Genomic DNA, 20,043 nt, shown 5'->3' on the forward strand with positions numbered 1-20,043 from the left:
TCAAAAGGCGATACATTGTCAACGGCATTCTAAAATTGCCCCCTTTTACCTTACAAATGGCAAAGTAAAATTGACCCCTGAAATCAGAGAAAGAGCGGTTCAATTACTAATTGAATCTGAAAAAGATTATCCTTCTACTTGGGCAGCAATCACAGCTATTGCTCCTAAAATCGGTTGTACTCCTGAAACATTGCGTGTTTGGTATCAAAAATATTTAGATCAACAAAATCCTGTCAAAATACAACAGATATCTGATCAAGAAAAAATGAAGGGTAATCCCCATTGCTGTCCCACAATTTTTCACAAGAGGAAGCTCATTTGAGCTTCCTCTTGTTTTATGGGTATTTTATCGGGTGAAAATAAAGCTTTTAAAGTTCTTCTTTCAAACAAATTCACTTGAATTATTCTGAGTAAACGTTGAACTGTCCAACCTGTTTTTCCTAAATGTCGAGCGAAACTCACCAATAAATAGGCGATCATCGCAATCCAGATTTGTGTCTGAATTGCGTTCCTGCTGCGGCCTAGAAACGCTTTTAATTTGAGATTCTGCTTAATCGCCTTAAAGAACAGCTCAACTTTCCAACGATCTTTATAAATCGCCGCAATGGTGGAGGCGGCTAAATGAAAGTTATTGCTGAGAAAGCTAAAGTGCTTGCCACTTTGCTGATCTCTATATTCAATTCTTCTTAACACTGGGGCTTTTCTTTTTAGGGCATGTGCGCTATTCAGCTGAATGGTTTCATCTTTTAGAATACCTTTGGATTCAAGCACTGGATGTTGCTGGATCACCTGATACACAGATTTAGGCCTAAAACGTGTGACAAATCCAATGTTTTGAGCAGTCAGATTTGCATACCATTGGTAATCGACATAGCCTTTATCAAAAACTACAATGCTGCCAGCAGGAAACTGGAATTTGCGGCCTTGTACCATGTCATTTTCTTTGCCATTTTCAACTGCAACAAACTCAGGAATATCATTGCTGTGATTCAATCCTATACTGAGTTTCATGCTGGCTTTTGAGTCGTGAACTTTGGCCCATTCACATAAAGAAAGCGACAGGTCAATATGACTGGCATCCAAGGAATACAAGGGATTCTTAAAGCGAAATTTATGAGCTACTTTTGAGTGTTCATAGTATTTAAGCAACTTGTAAAATAGCTGTTGATACAAGGCAGCAGGCTGCTGCTCATTGATTCGTGCCAGCGTGCTTCGGGGAATAGACTTTGCTCCGAGATGACTCAGCTTTTCCTGTTGGCACTCCAAATTGGATTGAATATCTCTCAGACTTTGCCTACAAGAGAATTGAGACATCAATATGGCAATAAACTGATCCCACCGGGAAGCCGCTCTAAATTTCTGTCCAACATGGTGTACTTTAGCAAGTTGTTCAAAATCCTGTCGCACAACAGGTTTAATTAGCTCATGAAATACGGTATTCTGATGTGACAAAACCTGAATCCTGGTCGTTAAAGTGTTTGTTTGCACTCATATTTTAACTGTTAGGACTCAGGTTTTTTTATTTAAAGCAAACTATGGGACAGCAGTGGGGTAATCCCCCCCTAAAATACTAGCTCTTTAAAAGAGGCAGTATTATGCTTTTACAACATGGTGTTTAACTTGAGAAACTGAATTTAAAACAATCTACTGTAACTCTTCCAGACAGATATGAAATTAATCCACCCCTAGCCCCTTAAACACAGCATCCACCGGATCTGCATAAAAGCTGGTCTGGAACTTGGTAAACAGTTCCACAGGAATCGTTGGGATATCTGCCGCACTACTCATTGGCAAAGCAACCTTCTTGGCACCCGCATCAAAAGCAACTTGAAGACATTCGGCAATACTTTCCACCGGTGTCACTGAACCACCCAAGCTCATATCACCCAGTACCACCATCTGACTTTGTACCGATCGTCCTAACAGGCCAGAAGCGAAAGCCACTAAACTTGGTAAGGCAAGATGGCTGAGCGGCCCGGTATTCTGTAATTCAACCACATGTAAGTGGAAGTCATGTTCCAGCACCTTACTGCCACCCGATATTCTGGATGCATTGGCCTTGAAGTAGTCAAATGCGATCTTGACCTGCTCCTTGGCACTGCTTGAATTCCATAAGCCTGATGTCGCCAATTTTCCTGAACCTTTGGTCACTTGAAGTTCTAAGCGGTATAACCCCGGCATACCTTTATTACTGAGCCCGATGGTATATAAGAAACCTGACTTGGCTGGACCTTCGGGAATCAGTCCGCCACCACCCTGCTCTTTGACTGAGACAAAATGTTCTTCTAGGGTATCATTATCGATATAGCTAAAATGCACATCATAGAATTCCATACCACCAATTTTTTTCAGCTGTTCTTTGACTCGACGGCGCACCTGCAGTGCATATTCCAGGCATTGCCGTACATCTTCTTTATTAAACTGACCGTGTGGATAGAGCAGCTTCATCAATCCAGAAACCGTCTTGCGAACGGCGATCACATCACGCTGATTCAGGTTATTCCCTAGCTTGAAGTACTTCTCAATGGCATCCGCAAAACTACGCTTACGCATTTCCCGGAAGAATTCAGCCAGATAATCAACGATTAGACCATAACGGTTGGTAAAGAATTCCGGACGCATTTTTGGAATTTCCCAACCCGGGATATAGGCATGAAAGCGATCAAAGAATGCTGAATCGATCATTGCTTCAGGGAACGGCGCCAAGAGATGACTGGTTTTAACCAGAGATTCGACGCTTTGGTTAATATTACCCACAAAAACCATTGAAGCAGATGCTTCCATCTGTTCCCGGCCACGGGCAAAAGATCCCGATGCCATGTAGTCTTTCATGATCTGCACGCCATCTTTGTCCTTAAAGGAAATACCGGCGACTTCATCAAAAGCCACTACATCCCATAACCCCACCAGACCAATACGGCGGCTACTCATGTTATAGAACAGATTGGCGACAGTCGTTTGCCCACCCGAGACTAAAATACTGTTCGGTGAACACTCTTTGTAAATATGGCTTTTACCGGTACCGCGTGGCCCCAGCTCACAGACGTTATAGTTGTTTTCGACAAAAGGAACCATACGCGCTAATAGGTGCCATTGCACGTCCTCTTTTAACGAAGCCGGTTCCATGCCGATCGAACGGATTAAACTCTCGCGCCACTGATCAGTGCTTAATGCTGCTCTGCCACTGAAAAGTTCATCCATATTCATATTCGGCATTTGAATCGGCTTGAGTAAACTCACCCCAAATGGAGAATTGGTTTGTCCTTCTTCAAAATAATAACTGAGCGTAGCAATGACCCAGATACCACCAACAAGTAATTTTTCATACTCTTTAACGATGCCTGCCGAGATTTCGGCATCTTTGATACCCAGATTACTAAAGGAGGCTTCGTATTTGTCCTTACGCTCATTCAGCTTTACGGTCACCCGATCAATGACCTTATAACTGCCACGTTCACGGACCAGGGATTTCACCTTCTCAGCTTCATCAGGACGGACGTAGTTCTCAGCCAGTACGGTCTTTACGTTACGTAGTCCCTGTTCAATGATCTCTGGATCATCCGAGGCACAGTACATCCCCAGCAGGTATTCGAGTACATAGACAGGGACATTGGCCCCTTCTTTGATCAGTTTAGTCAGATCCTTACGTACCACCCGCCCGGCAAAGTGTTCATTCAGCAGCTGATCCAGTTCTTTATCGTTAGCAGATTCCATGTAGGCTACGCTCTATCGTTAATTCGTTATCAGAAGAAGTCATCGGTAAATGCCAGATCAATGGTGACCTTATAGCGCTGCATTTCGATATTCAGGTCTTTGTCTTTCAGTACCAGGAAGTAATCCTTCTTACGGTCAAAATCAGTACCGGACAATGACAGTCTGACCTGTTTGACCCGATCGGCAACAGAGTCGGTAGTGCTATCAAAAGTCAAAGTTTCTTCACTGGAAACTTTAAGATCCCCATCATAAATGGCAATGGATAAAGTCACTGGCATGACCAGCTCACTGACAGCTTCAGTTTGCATCAAATCAAACTTCTGGATGTTATTGACCATTTTCAGCGTGGATTTGGTAGAAATAACCTCAACTTTACGCTTGGTTCGTTGTCCGGCCTTTTCACCACGCAGCTGTTTTACCGTCAGTACCGGCACCACGATTTCCTGAGGCATGATACCGCCATGCACGAAACGTGAGCCTCCTACAAAATGGAAACGGTTCGCCCCTTTTGGAATCCAGAAATCAGTCGCAGATAGTGTGCCTGCCGTAGCTTGGGTTGAGCCTTTCCATGCTTCCTTGCTCTCTGGTAAACCATGCCCAATCACATAGCGTTTTTTGCTTTTCAATGTATTGGCAGGTTTTTCAGTCAAGCTTGAACGATCCGCAGATTCTAGTTTACTTTGCTGGAACAAGAAGCCATGGTCGGCTGTGATCAACAGGGTAGAAATATTGAAATGCATCAAGATCTTGCGGCTAAGTTCGGTCAGTTCTTCAATGGCATATTCCACCGCCATAAAGGTTTCTGATTCTGTCGAGGCACTGTCTCCCCGAGCATCAATCACGTTGTGATAAACGTAAATCAAATCATGGTCTTTAAGTGCTTCACGGCCTTCATCACGCGACCAACCTTTTACCGTTTCAGCGGTAACCGCCAATCCATTATAGGCAGCCAGAATTTTGGATCGTGCTGCAATCCCTTTGCTGGACTGTCCATCTACTAAAACATCATCCCCTGCGGCCTCTTTGTACTCCAAAGTCTGATGCGGCAACAACGAGGCCATGCCAAGTGTGGTGTAACTTGGGACAACGCCCAGCTGTGAAGACAAGGTCGCTTCAGAATAACGCTTTTCATTGATACGATCACGCAGCTCTACCGCAGCTTCATAGCGGAAAGCATCACTGATAATTACCACAATACGGCGTTTCGTTGCAGAATTGAGTAAGGGTCTGACGTGGGTATCGTAGAAGTTCTGCTGATTTGGGATATCTGCCACTTTCCAGACATTCAAGCGTTGCTCAGCTTCTACACGCTCTCCCCAGTTTCGTGCCAAGTGGTCAATAAACCAGTAGGAATAGCAATTTTCCACTTCTTCATCAAGTTTTTTCAGGATATCGACATGAGCGCGTTGAGAAGCAGCACTGTAGTGGCGATAGGCCATATCAAAGCGATACAACTCCTGTTCATAGGCTTTATACAAGGCTTCGCTGGAGTCGAAATAGAACCCGGAATCAAACTGCTGTCGCAGGCTGAACAGGTCAATGGCTGCCTGCAACGCTGTATAGATCGTGCGATATTTACGGCGTATTGCATCATCCTTATGTTTGGAAGCCCAATAGCCATCCAGACGGGTAGAAATAATCGTTCTGAAATGTTCCAGTTCAGCTTTGGTTGCTGCAGGGATATGACTGGCCAAATCAACAATGATCTTTTGTTCAATCACTTCAAAGGTCATGACATCGAGCAGCTGCTTCAGATCAAAGGCCCCGACCTTCTCCTGAATCCGCAGTGCATTGGCCACGGTCTGGGAAAGCGTATCAAAGGTTGGGTAGTATTTGGAGCTATCTCTCCAGCGTGACAAGAAGGCTCTAGCCGTCGCACGTGAACTGACAGATGACATCACCAGTTCTTGAGCCCATAGCGGTATATCGCCCAGGCTTTCACAGAAACCTGTGCTCATCAAACGGATAAAGAACGTACCGAGCTTGAATGGTACTTCCCCATTCAACTCTTCAACCGATGCTGGATAACCAATTTCCGCCTGTAATGCTGTGACTAAAGCTGGCACTAGTTGGAACTTTTCCAGTTCAGCAAAGGAGTCTGGATTTACTTCCAGACTCAGATTCTGCTGGACCATTTCATCTGCCAGTGCCAGGACAATATGCATCAGCTCGGCACTGTCGGCCTTGACCACAGCTGCAATCATGGCCATGTCCAGATCCTGGGCATCGGCCTCAGGCTGGATATAGCGTCTTAACGCGCTCAGACGGGCTTTAGCTTTAAGGAATTCTTCACGTTTGGCCAGATGTTCTCTTAAACTTTGTTGCTGTAGCCCAAGCTCATTGAAGATAATCGAGAAACGATCGGCATAGAAGCTGCGAGAATAGAGCTTGATGTCCAGTAACCAGTCTTTTTCAATTTCAGGCTCAGGGCTTGGGAAATACAGCAAGTATTTGCCCTGCTGATCTTGCAGTTCCAGTTTGAGCTTGATCGCCAGACTCGACTCTTCTGCCATATTCAAAATTTGGACATCATTTAGCTCTAGGGCTTTGATTTCTTCAGTAAATGACTGTTCTGCATCGTACCAAAAGACAATTCGATGCTGTTCAGTATAAAAGGCTTGTTCCAGGCCTTGCTGAAGTTGACTTAAGTTCATGCAACCACCTCTGCATGATCTAGTGTGGAAGAAAAGCTATTCATCACTTTTCCCCCGTCACAGCTTTCACTTCAGCCAACAAGTCCCCAAACTTGCCATAGTTCACTTTCACCCCATCATCCAGATCTAAGCTAATACGCTGATCGGCATAATGACGCAGTTTTTCCTCAAAACTACTGAGTTCAGCCTGTTGCTTATGCAAATCTTGCAGCTCTTTCTCTTTTCGTTTGATTTCAGCAGCAGAATCACTGTTTTCGATTTCACTTTCCAAAGAATTGGCCATAGCGGACATTTTGGAAATGAGTGGCATAACGTATTCAGTACGCATACGTGCCAAAGTACTTTCGTTATAGCGGTGCAAGTACACCAATGCCTGGAAAGCGCCTTGCTTACCACTGCTGAATAACCAGTAAATCGGGCGCTTTTTATAGGTTTGCATATGGTCTTTATAGAACTTACTCGCTAGGTAACGGCGAATCGTATCTTCAGCGGTTTCATTGGCTTTTTTATCTAAGCTTTCTGCTAGCCACAACATATTGGCATCCAGTGTGTCTCTCCCCCAAACCGCAGTTAAGAACTCTTGGATACGATGTGTAGCATCGTCTTCGAACCAATGCATTTCGGTCAATGGAATAATGCCATCCGCATCAGCTGGGAATGTTTGATAACGGCTGGCATCAAAGTTTTGATTATCTGCATGGGCATAGATCAGGCCAGATTCATCTAGACTATAACGCCCCATCATGCAGCCAAGTGCATAGGATATTAAACGCTGGCTGTCTTTTTCACGGTCAGCACGAGTTAAAGTAATTTGTTCATCAGGAACATCAGGTGTCAATTCGTCCTGTAAGCCATAAGCATCAATAAACAGCTTATTGTTTTCTTCTTCTAGACGTTTCATTTCTGCCACAGCGTCAGCATTTTGCTGTTGCCAGCTGTTAAATGCTTGTTCTAGGTTTGGCTGCCCCATACGAATAACTGGGTTTTGAGTAAAGTCCCATGAGGTTTCGTAGGAGTCCCAATCATTTTTAGCTATCTTTTGACAGCGAGTAACTAATTCATTTACTAATTTATGTATTTCATCTTTTGAACTACATATTGGTAAATTCCTAATATCTCTTAACTGAAAATTCATAGTTTGATTAAATATTCCTACCAATAAGGTAGTAATGGGTGTATTCAATAAACCTAGAAAAAAATTTAAGTCTTGATTATCTTTAAAAAAGATTGAACTTCCGCCAACATCAAATACTGCATTTTCAGGCAAAAATCTAAAACTCGGTGTCACTGAAGATATAAAACTCCATGTAATACCTTGTTTGTACCATAAATATTCTGGAATGATACGAGGAACTTTCGATGTCCTATAATGGTGTATAGCTTCAGGGCTCCAATTAACAACATTTTCTATATTCCCATACCATTTTCTAAAACTTCCTCCTTTGGCATAGAAGAGCCATTTCTTATTAATCCCAACTTTACTTTCTTGTAGCTCCCATGAAAATCTTAAAAATTTATTATTATCGCCCGTCAAACATTGGCTACTTTCTTGAATTGAATATTCGGAAACAGAAGTATTATTAAATAAATTTCTAACAATTGAATTTATCCAATAAGCAAGAGGACTTCCTGGAATTTTATTAAAATCATCTTGTATCGTGGTATCGAATCTATTTAAACCTTGTTTCAATACTGCTTCTTTTTGGTCTTGCTCAATGTCTACTAATCTAAAAAATACAGGTTTGAACTCATTTAAATATTTACCCTGCATCACAAAAGCTGTTGTTTGCACCACTTCACCCGAAATTTCTGGAAAAGCTCTTGTGCCAAAATGTGCCATCGTCTGAATTGTTCGCTCTCGTAATATTTTTTCACGGAATGCCTCATATGAAGATAAGAACATCCAACTTTGCATGGTCACCATGCTGTTAAATCCACTGTCTTTGCACCATTCAAACCCACGTTCAATAAACATGGCAAATAGGTCTGACTTGCTGTCTGGGAATTTCTTTTTGGCAAAGTCTTTCAGCACTGTATTCATGCCTTTACCGCCCATATACGGCGGATTCGCAATCACGGCATCATACTGCTTACCGAGTAATTTAGCCTGTTGTACTAGAGGGAATAATTCTTGAGCTGACTGCTGTGCAAAAATATCACCAGACTCTAATGCTGTATTCAGCTTGGTTTCTAAATCAGGCAATTTTTTAGCAAATGATGCAGGAATTTGGATTAAAGAACCAAAGGTTGAAGCATGTTCAAATAGGTCCAGTAATTCTTTTAAATCTGCCTGAGCAATATTGGCACTTGCTAAATCTTGGCTAAATACTTCCAAACGCTCAGGTTGACTATCCTGTAACGCAATAATATTCAGCTTCGGTGGATTGCTAAATAAACGGCGGTCATCCTCACGCGCTTTCATCAATAGCGCAAAACTGGCCAACTGTGCCGCACGGGTATCAATATCAATCCCGTACAGGTTATTTTCCAGAATCAAACGTGGAATATCACGGCTACGGTAGCCACGCTCTAAGTAAATTGCTTTTAAGCAATCATAGGCTTCCACCAAAATATGCCCCGAACCACAGGCAGGATCCAGCACAGTTAAGCTTTCAGGGTTTAAGGTATCGCCATCTTCACTAATGCGTACATCTATCAGCTGTTTCAGTTGTGCATTAACTTCATCACTTTGTTCCGCTGGTTGAATATAGTATTCCCACTCACTGGCCAGCGTACTTTCTGGATGCGCCATCAGCCATAAACGACCGACACTGTTCTGTACCAGGTATTTTACAATCCAGTTTGGGGTGAATAGCTGTGTCGCTGCAGGAATGTCTTCACTCTTGACGACTTTACCAATCACCTGATCTTTCTTTTCAGAAATATAGAACTGATACAGCCAGCCAATAATTTGCACATCCGACCAGTCTTCTTCTGGAATGCTGCTGACCAGATCACGAATCAAAGAATCAGTTTTGGTCAAATTGTCAGGTAATAACAGTTCAGATTCATCAGAGACCTGTTCAAACAGGAGTGGCATCACCTGATTCAACGCATGACACTGCGCCAGTAACAATTCACGATACAGCTCTTCGTCTTTATTGCCATCAAGTTTGAGCTCAGCCACACGGCTGGCTTCTAAACCCGGTAGGTCAATATCCAGACATTCTTCCAAAATCTGTGGCAAGCCTGCACTGCCATCGGAACTACTCAGTACACGGCGACCATGATCCAGCAAGCCTTTGCACTCCATGTAGCGAATGGCACACAGACGGTTAAACCAGCTATAGGCAATATAATCAATCGTCTGCTCAAAACTGCTGGCCTGAATGCGCTTGATCAGCTTTTCACGTGGTTTCAGCACCGACAGCGGAAAAACCTGATCGCCAATCAGCAGCAAGTCGCCTTTCTGTTCTGCCGGTAAAATGCTGTCTGCGGTGATGCCATATTTGGCCGCCTGCTTGCGCATCGCTGCGATAAAATCATTACGTGCTTGCGGTGCGTATTTTTTAATATTGCTGGTGTTCATAGTTCAACCTTAAATGAATTACTGATGCCGATATCCCTAACCCGAGTTAGCGGATACGCACACGCTTTTTATCACTCACGATTTTTTTCAGTTCAGCTTTGAGTGCATCTACAAACTGATCCACTGACTCTTCCGTTTCCAGATAGACACTGCTGGAGGTTTTGCTGTAAATGCTGGCGACATCGACTTCGACAACAGGTTTCGGTGGCACTACGGCGATTGCGGGCTTTATCGGACTCGCAGCAGGTGTTGATGTAACTGGGCTGGTGGTGGTTGCTGAGCTCGCCACACTCTCGGCTTTGCTCTGAGCCAGTTGTGCCGCTTTGGCCTGACGTTGAATTTCAGCCTGAACTTCTCGTTCCAGCTCATACAAGGCTTCATCAAAACGCTCGACGCTGGTTTGGGTTTGCAGCATATAGATGGTGGACAGGCTAGTTTCCACTTCAATATCTGTTTTCAGCAGTTGTAGTGGGCGTAATAGCTTGTTACTCAGCTCAGCGGTGGCGATGCCACTGTTTTTAATCTCGGCTTCCAGCTGCTTGATTTTGTCATCAATGTGTTCTATCGCCTGATTGCGCTTCTCACTCAACAGTCGCTCATTGACGCTTTCCACAGTGCGAACCAAATCAGCCACTTTATTTAACAGGCCATAGGGCGATTCAAGGGTGAAAATACGATGTAATTCGGAGAGGGCTTTTTTTGCCACATCATCACTGCCCAGCGCCTGTTTGTTTTTCTCAAAATGACGTAAGGCCTGTTGCAGTTGTTGCCAGCTTGGCATCTGGTTGCTAAAGAATTCATGAATGTCACGATAATCTTCTTCCAGATCAAGATAGTCGTCCTTGTTCTCGACCACGGCCTTAAAGAAATCAAAGCTGTCACTATTGGCCAGCAAACGCTCCAAAGTCAGAATCGACTTTTCAATCACTTTCTTGCCCGGGAACTGCCCAACATCAGTTTTACTCTTATAGGACTTAAAGTTGGCTAACCAAGTCTTAAAATGCTGCAAATAGAATTCAAATAGCTCTTTTTCGGTCGAGGGTCCCATTACCGAGAATAGATCCTGAGTAAGCTGACGCGCCTGTTTTAATACCTGATCGTCAGTCTGGCGTTTTTTCATGATTGTAACATCACGACGACGGCGGCTGTTCTGTAAAGGCTCAAAGGCATCCTTTAACTGCAATGTTGCACCTAGCTGTAGTGAAATCCGACCCATTGCAGCCAGCTGACCTACCAGCAGTAAAATCTCGGCATCTGGCCAGCCATAAGGACGTTTGGCAAAACGATCCACCACATCCGATACCAGAATACGTTCGGTACCGGTTGCACGCAGCGAGATGTATTGTTCGACATCCTGCATGGCTTTTGGATTACTCTGCCCACCATTCAGTGACAGGCCTAACTGCGCCATATCATCCACAGTCAAAACAGCGTTCAGTTCACGCCAGGCATCCTGCTGATAGACTTGCAGATAGCTCAGTTTGGTATAAGTGTTTTCTAGCAAATAACGACAAGCCTCATCCAGCTTGGTGGTTGGACTTGAAGATGAAAGTTGTAAATGTTGACCCAAGGCATAACTTTCCGCGTCCAGCAACATTTCTTCGACCCGGGCACGCAGGCGTTTTTTACGCTCCTGGTTCTCTCGGCCACGGTCTGCCAGAATACGGGTGATATCGGATTGGGTACCATCATCATTTAAGCGGATGAATTTATTGGTTTTCAGCCAGGTGCGCAGTTCATTAAAGAACTGTTTATCGTCTGCCAGTTTAAATAGCACCTGCCCTTCGGCCTCGGCGCTTTTACCAATACAGAAAGCTTCGGTATAGAGGTTATATTCAGTATCCAGTGGAGAAATGATCTCAACTTTTAAATCGCTCTCATACTTGCCATCCAGGCTATGACTATCCAGGAAACGTCCAATCTGATAGTCCATCTTATTGGCCTGATGGCGGTATTTGTTCTGATCCCGCAGTAAATCTTTAAAAACAAACTCGGCTAATGCTTTATTTTCTTCTGAAGCTGCTAAGTCAGTGGCTTTAATTTTGCGGGTAATATCGCGTTCTTCATTGGTCAGGAACAGGAACTCATCACCATTCCTCGTAATCAGGCTCTCTTTTTCCAGACGCATTAGGCTTTCTTCAATCCGCTTGCGTAATGCCAGCTTATCTTCATCAATTTTCTCAATCGACAAAGTCACCAGGTTATCCAAGGTACCTTTGATGATATCGACATAGCGGATCATGAACAGGGTACGCAGCATCTGTACGTCAAAACCATCCAGGGTCTTATTCTGCCCTGCCTGGTCGATGGTACGCTTCACTGCTGTATCCAGAAATCCTTCCACTGAAGTATAGAAACGGTGGAAAGGAACCAGAGCACCGACTTCATCTGTAGCAATCGCATTGGCGGCCATCTGGAACGCATCCAACATGGACCGTTCACCATAGGCCAGGTGTGCACCGGTCGCACCGACCTTACGGATTTCTTCAAATACTTTTTGCACCAGCTGGAAATGGTACGGCGCAAAAGGATAGTTATGGATAAAGCTGTCTGGACCCTCATAGTTCTTGAGGGTTGGGCCTGAACGGTCAAAGGTAATCTGGTTTTTGAGAATATCACCCTTTTGCTCAAACACCGATCTGAGCAATGCTTCAGCTTCTGGGGTTTTACGTAATAAACGTTTCTGGATGACTTCATCGGTATTTGAACTGGACAGCGATAAACGGGTTTTAAAACGTCCAGCAATCTTGGAGAAATCATTGGCTTTGGAAGAAGACATCTCACCTAAAACAGCATCGATGTCTGCCTGTGAGGTGACGATAATCCAGGCCCGGCCTTTACAGATCGTACCCAGGTTTTCAGTAATGGTTTGCAGGGTCAGCATCAAACGGGTATCGCTGCCAATAAACTGCCCCACTTCATCCACCAGAAACAACATCCGTTGCTGTGGTCCTTTGCTGTCTAGGTATTCTTTCACCCACTGACAGAAGTTTTCAACCGAAACACTAAAGGTCTGCTCAGAATCCTCAAACCATTTATGCGCTGCTTCTGCTGATAGGTTGAGTGCCTGAGAAATCGCAGTTTCGACATCATCCTGATAGAACTGATATCCGTCACGTTCTTCTAGCCAAGACATGCCGCTGGATTCTTCAAAAGCCTGTTTAAAGCGTTCATAGACGCCTTTCTGGCTCAGATGACGTTCCATATGGGCAATATGTGGATGGTCAGCACTAAAACCCTGATACTCATTAAACACCCGTAAAAACACATTCAGGATAGGATTGCCATCATCATTGGAGCTGGCTTTACTGTCGATGTTAAACAGGATGACATCGGCATGATGGCTGACGGCCTTGCCAATATCGGCACGGATAAATGCATCGCGGATTTTAGTTTCATCAAAGAATTCTGCAGCACTGCGTTCGTTACCTTGCGCATCACGTGCCACTTTATTGGCCAGAATATACGACAAGGTTTTCAGGAAATGTGATTTACCTGAACCAAAGAAGCCTGAAATCCATACGCCGACCCGGTTGGCAATCGAAGGATCGCTCAGGTCTGTACCATAAGACTGGAAAAAGTCACGAAAATGCTTTTCCAGTTCATTGGTGACCACATACTCATCGAGTTCCTGATAAACCGTGGTATTGTCATTCTGGTCTGCCTTGACCACCCCGTTTATCGCACGATCTAATGGCTTGTAAAAAAGTTCTTTAATGTTCATCTCAATCCATTCCCCCGAATTCTTATTTCTATTTGCCGTGTTTAAGGCACTAATCTGAATGCTCTGTAGTAATTGTTACTTGGAATTTTTCCAAATAAACTCATCGCTTGACCGTCGTAATAGCCTGGGTAAAACAGCACCACTGGCTTATGCCCCAGTAACGAATGCAAACTATTCAATAAGTGATGGGCACGTAACAGTGGCCAAACCGACCCTACCCCAGTCATCAACACAATATCTTGCGCATTGGTAGCATATTTACTCACCAGATAAGGCGCGAACTTATCCATATGCAGTGGGCCCTTTAAGGCTTTGAGCAGCGCTTCATCGCCTTTTGCTTTTTGCATTTGAATGGCTTTATCGATGAAGTTACGCTCAGCCAGATAATCCACCACGGCTTGCAGCAGGTTGATATTCACCACCTTCAGCTGACTGTGTTTTTTCTCCAGCATCCCGTCTAGAAAATGCAGATATTCGCGCACTTTCAACTCATCTTCAGGTGCATAATCAAAAATCCAGAAGCCAATTTCATTGCCCAATCCTTGACCGGTGAGAAACTCGGTGGAAAGTATTCGCTCTGGAATCTGATTTAGACGCTCATGTATTTTTTGACTCATTGCTGCCCCTCTACAACTACCGCGTCCATAGCGACACTTCCATAGATCTTTTAATGCGTTGTTTATAATGTTCTTCCAACAGGCTACGCAGCTCTGCTCTGACGATCACACGCTGCAACTCCAGCTTACGGGTACTTTTTAAGTAACCGGCTTCTGCCAGCATGCGAAACACCACCTGCCCCATTTTTTTCTTGCTGGACTCTTTCCAATCACAGATATCAAGATCGCGTTGTGAACGCTCATCCAGAAAGTCTGACCAGATATAACTGTCCAGGTATTGAGCCTGGGAGATATAGGCCTCTCTCATCACTGTTTCCATAAACTCAAGCAGCAATAGGTTGCGTTCCAATGCGCCACAAAAAGCCACCTGGGTCGCCAGCTCATCATCCCCATCACGTAGTGCTTTCCAGAAATCAGGCTCTAAGCGCTCAAGACGCTTACGAATGGCAGTGGCGTTACGTTGAGCTGAAGCAGGCGTTCTTTTTTGCAGAATATTGTCAATCTGAATGGCCTGATGCCATTGTTCTGGAGTCGCCTCTCGTAATAACAGATCCGCGATCAACCGGCTTTCACGCACCATCAGGGAGCCACCAATCAGGTCACTGTCATAATGAAATTGTTCTAACATAGCCAATCTCCTATGAGGCCTGATCAAACAGGTAAGACGACAGCTTTTCGATATCTGAGCGTTGTAGTACCAAGGGATATTTCAAGGCATCATCCGCCTCAGCCAGCGTGATCGCGGCCTGATATCGCTGCAAGGTATAGTGAGCCAGGGCTTTTTTCACCGGAATCTGTAATCTGCCATCAGGCATGCCGAAGTCTTTTTCAACTAGCGCTTTTTGAGCTTCATTCAATTTTGGATTAGGGATCAGCGTCAGTACAATTTCTTCATGCCATTGCTGATCCTGAGCAGGGTCTACTGACTCAATCGCCACCACAACAGGTGTGCGATCAATTCTGGAGAGTAAAAAGTCCTTAAACTGCTTGCTCTGATGGCAATAGGCACGGACATGCCAGCGAAAACCGGTATACACCAGGGTGTGTGGGGAAATGATGCGTTCATGCCACTGCGGATTCTGCATGGAGGCATAAATCATTTTTAAAGTGTTTTGGTTTCGGCAGGCACGCAAAACTTTCCGAATCACTTCAGGACGTACACTGCGATCAGGTAATTGAACTGCTGCAAGATTCGGTTCTGGCATCGCAATCAGGGCATGCGATTCACTGACCAAGCCCGAGAGCATATTGAGATATTCATTGATATGCGCTGTAGTCAGTACAGGCTGGAAGCTGGCTTTAGGCACATAACCCTTGACGGAGGGGTCATGAATCAAGGCATCGGGGTTATACAGCGTATTATAGCGCTTGATATCCGCAGAAGCCTGCTGTCGACTAAGTCCAAACCAGCTCATCAAACGATTGGTAACCAAACGACCTTCCCAGTATACAAGCAGCTCGATCGCTCGCATTCGTAGCAGGACTTCATGCTTATCTGTCGTCATATACCAATCAGTCAATAAATAGCAGCTTTAAGATTACCCTACAGCAAATATACAGTAAACATTTTTGACGGTATTTAAAGGTAGTATTGCAATCATCAGATAAAAAATATACTAGTATCCTGATGATAGCCGTCAAAGTACGATCTCTAGCAGATCATGGATCCTGGTGTAGAGCGTAAATTGAGCTAAATTTTAGAATGAGAGAAATATGGGTTTTAGATTTCGTAAAAGTATTAAATTATTCCCGGGTTTTAAAATTAATCTGACCCATAAAGGCATCAGCAGTGCCAGCATTGGCAAACCTGGTGCTTCTCTAAATATTGGAAAAAAAGGTACGCGAACCAGTGTCGGTATTCCAGGTACGGGACTATCTTACTCTAAACACCAGCCTTACTCTAAAAAGACCCGTGTTCCACAACCGACATCGCTAGAACACACGGAATATAATCCTCAGAATTTAGAACAACCAAAGACAAAGATCTGGCCTTGGATTATTTTTGGAATATTGTGTTTTATTGTGGGTGCCGTCATTTTTTAGCAAGAACAGCATTGTATTTTAATCAAAAAAAATGCCCAGATGGATGAATGGGCAAACTAAGGAATTAATATCCTTCAGAAACTCCAGCGCAATTCTCGCTACTTTCAGTAAGCGACTCTGGCTCAATCATGATAGTCTGACTCAATCGAATCGAGGTAAATTGATCCATCACAATTGGAGCAGAAATTATGCTTGAATACATTCTTGAATGATGCTGAAAAGTCTTTGAGTTTTAATTAATAAATAAGAGTATCCATGTCTACCCTCAACTTTACTTATTTTCAGATAGCAACCAATCGAGAGCACTCATTTTTACAATACCATTATAATTCGCTTCAGTCCCTATCGTGTCTAAGGTAAGCAAATACTTGGGATACGAATCAGAAATTTTCTGTAATGGACGTAACTCTCGGCTGAGTGTCTCCTCATTGAGCGTTTCTAATGCCACCTGATAATAAGTTAAATTCTGTAAAGTATCGACAGCAACAAAATCAATTTCATATTCATCAACCCGCCCTACATAGACCGTATAACCTCGTCTGACAAGCTCAAGATAAATCACATTTTCTAAGATATGACCTTGATCAGCATTAGCATCAGGCAACATAATCCGGCGCAATCCGACATCAACTAAATAGTATTTTTCAGAGGATTGTAATAACTCACGCCCGCGTACTTTAAATTGTGCGGCACTATAAAATAACAAACTGTCCTGTAAGCCCTGAATATAGCGTTTTACTGTTTCAAATGAAATCTTAACCCCACTTGAAACAAAGGTATTTTTAATTTTATTGATGGAAATGGGTGAGCCTGTCACGCTTGCTAAATATCTTGCGACACGCTCGAGAGAGTTAATATCGGCCGTATTCAAACGGGGAATAACATCTTTAAACATTACACTGGCATAGACCGCTTGCAAGTAATCATAAGTTTCCTGCTGGCTAGTCATGGCAAGCGTATAAGGGAAACTACTGCGCGTATACATGGCATACAAATCACGATTGGATAATTGTTGGATGATCGGATTATTTTCAATATGCCACTGTTTAAATTCTTGGAATGACAGAGGTAGAACGTGTTGCTCTATATAGCGTCCTGTAAGTAAAGTCGCAAGTTCTCCACTTAGAAAGAATGCATTTGAGCCTGTAATATATAAATCGATATAATCCCGAACATATAAAGAGTCGACTACTTTCTCAAAATTTGTAACATGTTGTATTTCATCTAAAAAAACATAGTTTTTTTTGCTTTTATCAACTTTAGACAGTACATAATCATGTAGTTTACGGTAATCTGTGAGTTCTTCAAATTCCATAAATTCGAAATTGATAGCAATGATGTTTTCGGCTTGTACACCCTGTGCTTTTAGGTCTTGTTGAAACATCGCTAACAAGGTGGATTTTCCAGAGCGACGTACACCCGAAAGCACTTTAATGACATCACGGTCTTGCCATGTATTCAGAAATTTTAAGTAGCCATCACGTCGAATATTAGTGCTTCGCATTGTTTACACTTGAAATCTAAAGTTTTAATTAATTCTATCAAAGTTTAGAACCTAGATGTAAAAATATTCAATTTTAAAAAAAGTTTAAAGTTTAAGTGAAACATTCAAAGCTACTGTTGAAGCATGCAAACAGTAGATCTGATAAAAATCCAAATTCTGTCTTTTTAATTATTTTCCATGTCATGTTATGTCATTGATGCTGCGACTTAACTGCTATATAAATTAAGTGAAAAGTAAAAGGAATTAATATGTTAACTAGAGTGGAACTCATTTTTGTTGTGCTGATGGTCTCAGCCTTAATCCTAATTGCTTATGAAATGCTAAAAGGTTTATTTTAGAGCATCTATACAATTTTTGATCAAAAAAAAGCCCACAGAGGGAATCTATGGGCGAAACTAAGGACCTTGACGGTCATTCAGAAACTACAGCTAGTTTCTGGTTGTGATTCTGGACTGAATTAAAAATAACCACATTGGCTGAATGTATCAAAAGTTAAATCATGTGATTAATGATTGATACATCTGCAAAAATGAGCTCATCGCTCTGTTGATTAATACAGTAATTCACCAAACAAATCCGCTCTAATCTCTTCCAGACTCAGATCTGATTTCATTCTATTACAGATGGGATGAACCAGCAGACCATTCTCTAGAACGCCTTGCCCACCTACGGCTTTGGCAATCCGATGATCCGATTCAGTAGAATCAAGATAGATCAATCCATCACAAATGAGGCAAAAGTTATGATTACCCACCAGAAAATTGTGCTTAAGCAGACTCTTGGTTAATGCCGAAAAGGCCTTGGGCTTTGACCGAGAAATTGGACTAATCGACTCCACATATCCCACCACATGCTTGACCACTGCATCATCATAACCACCCAAAAATCTTTCGACATAAAACTCGTTAAAGTTTATGTACTTGAAGGCCTTAGACATGGACAGAATAAAGGTATTCAGGCATTCCTCATCATCAAAATCAACTTCCATTTCCAAGCTTAAGCAAATAAAGGCTTTATAGACAATTTGTAGCCGATCATAGCCCTTGATACCACTGCCGAACTTGCCGACCGTTTCAGTGGTCGCCACGGGGAAATTAGCAATCAAGAACTCAATACTACGGCGTACCCGGGTGAAGTCTTTGAAACTAATCGTTCGATGATGAATCTGCATGAGGCTTTCATGAATTTCATACACAATTGAAAACCATGCAAGAAAAGAAGTAATCTGAAAACGCTGGTCCTTATAAAAATATAAGTATGGATGAAAGCCCAAACTCGGAACCCCAGTATTTTTTACAGGCGTCGCTATTCTGCAAAGAATGGTCAACAGATGCGACATCAGGTTTTCAACGCGTTCCCCCTGATTCAGACTCATAATATTATGAATCTGATCACCAGCAATGATATTCATCAACTCATTGACCAAGCCAATTTTTTTGCCATGACTCATTTCATTGTCTAATAAAATGGTCGAAAAAAGGAGCTGATGGATCCTCTCCCCTAACTCAATCAGCTCATTTAAACGTGTATATTGGAGCTCTTCCAAGTTAGATTTATTGTCATTGATATAACAACAGGCATAGATCGCATAATAGGCGTCACTCCCGCGACTTCTGAGATGATATTCCTCATATTTATCTAAACGTTTAGTATCTGAGTTAATAGATTGAAATACCCGTCGCGCATCTTCCGGAGTCCCCAGTACCTGCCTGAAACTGATTTTAATATCTTCTAACTTCGACTTTTTTTCTGCAAATTCAGCATCAGTGCAAATTCTTTGAAAATCAGCGAGATCTCCTAAATAATTGCGGAGGTAACGAATATCTTGTTTTTGTGGATCATTGAAATTAGGTGCTTGAGTGACTTGCTCATCCGCAAAATATCTATTAATCCACGCATAGATACAGGAAAGACGATGTGCTCCATCAATAATGTAAATATTGCTGTGTATATCTTTCCAATACAAAATGCATAAATTGATGTTTTGATCTTCTGTGCAATCCTCAATAAAGTTTGCAATTTCTTGCACGCTCCAACATTCCGTAGAACGCTGGTTATCCGCTTTAAATAAACATTTGATGATTGGATGCTTTTCAAAATCAGTCAGTGCCACTTCAAAATTGTCACGCTGCATTGAAGGTGACATTTCTTCTGGCAACATGACTTTACGCTGAATAATATTGGTCAATAGTCGTGTAGAACCCATTTCTTATTTTCTCCAGGCAACACTTTCCTACTTTCGCTCAAGTACGAAATTT

General features: G+C 42.8%; 11 protein-coding genes and 1 pseudogene. 2 read left to right on the forward strand and 10 right to left on the reverse strand.

From position 1 onward, the window contains the following. Positions 1–34 precede the first annotated feature (34 nt). A pseudogene (locus TOL5_RS22140) lies at positions 35–271 on the forward strand (hypothetical protein); the annotation flags it as partial. 29 nt (positions 272–300) lie between these two features. Here TOL5_RS22140 and TOL5_RS22145 read toward each other — a convergent pair. The 8 genes from TOL5_RS22145 to TOL5_RS22180 form a co-directional block, all read right to left on the reverse strand. Further along, positions 301–1,452 (reverse strand): IS4-like element ISAbe18 family transposase, encoded by a 1,152-nt coding sequence (locus tag TOL5_RS22145; protein WP_005176703.1) that lies wholly within the window; start codon positions 1,450–1,452, stop codon positions 301–303. A gap of 222 nt (positions 1,453–1,674) precedes the next feature. Beyond that, entirely contained in the window at positions 1,675–3,714 is a 2,040-nt protein-coding gene (gene brxL / locus TOL5_RS22150; RefSeq protein WP_199980847.1) for a protease Lon-related BREX system protein BrxL, read from the reverse strand. A 29-nt stretch (positions 3,715–3,743) separates the two neighbouring features. Beyond that, on the reverse strand, positions 3,744–6,368 hold the full coding sequence (gene pglZ / locus TOL5_RS22155) for a BREX-1 system phosphatase PglZ type A (protein ID WP_199980846.1): 2,625 nt from the start codon (positions 6,366–6,368) through the stop codon (positions 3,744–3,746). Between the two features lie 43 nt (positions 6,369–6,411). After that, positions 6,412–9,897 carry a BREX-1 system adenine-specific DNA-methyltransferase PglX gene (pglX, locus tag TOL5_RS22160; RefSeq protein ID WP_199980845.1) on the reverse strand — a complete coding sequence of 1,162 codons (3,486 nt, stop codon included), beginning with the start codon at positions 9,895–9,897 and terminating at the stop codon, positions 6,412–6,414. 46 nt (positions 9,898–9,943) lie between these two features. Continuing rightward, positions 9,944–13,621 (reverse strand): BREX system P-loop protein BrxC, encoded by a 3,678-nt coding sequence (gene brxC / locus TOL5_RS22165; RefSeq protein WP_199980844.1) that lies wholly within the window; start codon positions 13,619–13,621, stop codon positions 9,944–9,946. Between the two features lie 41 nt (positions 13,622–13,662). Next, positions 13,663–14,238, reverse strand: a complete 576-nt coding sequence (locus TOL5_RS22170) for a DUF1788 domain-containing protein (RefSeq protein ID WP_004281985.1) — start codon at positions 14,236–14,238, stop codon at positions 13,663–13,665. Positions 14,239–14,254: 16 nt separating this feature from the next. Next, on the reverse strand, positions 14,255–14,866 hold the full coding sequence (locus TOL5_RS22175) for a DUF1819 family protein (RefSeq protein WP_100834298.1): 612 nt from the start codon (positions 14,864–14,866) through the stop codon (positions 14,255–14,257). A gap of 10 nt (positions 14,867–14,876) precedes the next feature. Next, entirely contained in the window at positions 14,877–15,743 is an 867-nt protein-coding gene (locus TOL5_RS22180; RefSeq protein WP_199980843.1) for a WYL domain-containing protein, read from the reverse strand. A gap of 208 nt (positions 15,744–15,951) precedes the next feature. Between TOL5_RS22180 and TOL5_RS22185 the strand changes: the two genes are divergently transcribed. Next, positions 15,952–16,281 carry a DUF4236 domain-containing protein gene (locus TOL5_RS22185; RefSeq protein WP_004726791.1) on the forward strand — a complete coding sequence of 110 codons (330 nt, stop codon included), beginning with the start codon at positions 15,952–15,954 and terminating at the stop codon, positions 16,279–16,281. Between the two features lie 271 nt (positions 16,282–16,552). On the opposite strand, the gene TOL5_RS22190 is transcribed toward TOL5_RS22185, so the two are convergent. Both TOL5_RS22190 and TOL5_RS22195 read right to left on the reverse strand, forming a co-directional pair. Continuing rightward, positions 16,553–17,785: an ATP-binding protein gene (locus TOL5_RS22190; RefSeq protein ID WP_123785431.1), complete on the reverse strand. Its 1,233-nt coding sequence runs from the start codon at positions 17,783–17,785 to the stop codon at positions 16,553–16,555. Between the two features lie 550 nt (positions 17,786–18,335). Then, positions 18,336–19,991 carry an HNH endonuclease signature motif containing protein gene (locus TOL5_RS22195; RefSeq protein WP_199980842.1) on the reverse strand — a complete coding sequence of 552 codons (1,656 nt, stop codon included), beginning with the start codon at positions 19,989–19,991 and terminating at the stop codon, positions 18,336–18,338. Between the last annotated feature and the right edge of the window lie 52 nt (positions 19,992–20,043).

It is taken from the genome of Acinetobacter sp. Tol 5 (assembly GCF_019702905.1).
Taxonomy (GTDB): domain Bacteria; phylum Pseudomonadota; class Gammaproteobacteria; order Pseudomonadales; family Moraxellaceae; genus Acinetobacter; species Acinetobacter bereziniae.

What these genes read in the sequence shown, in the direction of transcription:
- brxL (WP_199980847.1), bottom strand. Translation starts at nt 3,714, where the DNA reads ATGGAATCTGCTAACGATAAAGAACTGGATCAGCTGCTGAATGAACAC.
- brxC (WP_199980844.1), bottom strand. Translation starts at nt 13,621, where the DNA reads ATGAACATTAAAGAACTTTTTTACAAGCCATTAGATCGTGCGATAAAC.
- TOL5_RS22185 (WP_004726791.1), top strand. Translation starts at nt 15,952, where the DNA reads ATGGGTTTTAGATTTCGTAAAAGTATTAAATTATTCCCGGGTTTTAAA.
- TOL5_RS22190 (WP_123785431.1), bottom strand. Translation starts at nt 17,785, where the DNA reads ATGCGAAGCACTAATATTCGACGTGATGGCTACTTAAAATTTCTGAAT.
- pglZ (WP_199980846.1), bottom strand. Translation starts at nt 6,368, where the DNA reads ATGAACTTAAGTCAACTTCAGCAAGGCCTGGAACAAGCCTTTTATACT.
- pglX (WP_199980845.1), bottom strand. Translation starts at nt 9,897, where the DNA reads ATGAACACCAGCAATATTAAAAAATACGCACCGCAAGCACGTAATGAT.
- TOL5_RS22195 (WP_199980842.1), bottom strand. Translation starts at nt 19,991, where the DNA reads ATGGGTTCTACACGACTATTGACCAATATTATTCAGCGTAAAGTCATG.
- TOL5_RS22180 (WP_199980843.1), bottom strand. Translation starts at nt 15,743, where the DNA reads ATGACGACAGATAAGCATGAAGTCCTGCTACGAATGCGAGCGATCGAG.
- TOL5_RS22175 (WP_100834298.1), bottom strand. Translation starts at nt 14,866, where the DNA reads ATGTTAGAACAATTTCATTATGACAGTGACCTGATTGGTGGCTCCCTG.
- TOL5_RS22170 (WP_004281985.1), bottom strand. Translation starts at nt 14,238, where the DNA reads ATGAGTCAAAAAATACATGAGCGTCTAAATCAGATTCCAGAGCGAATA.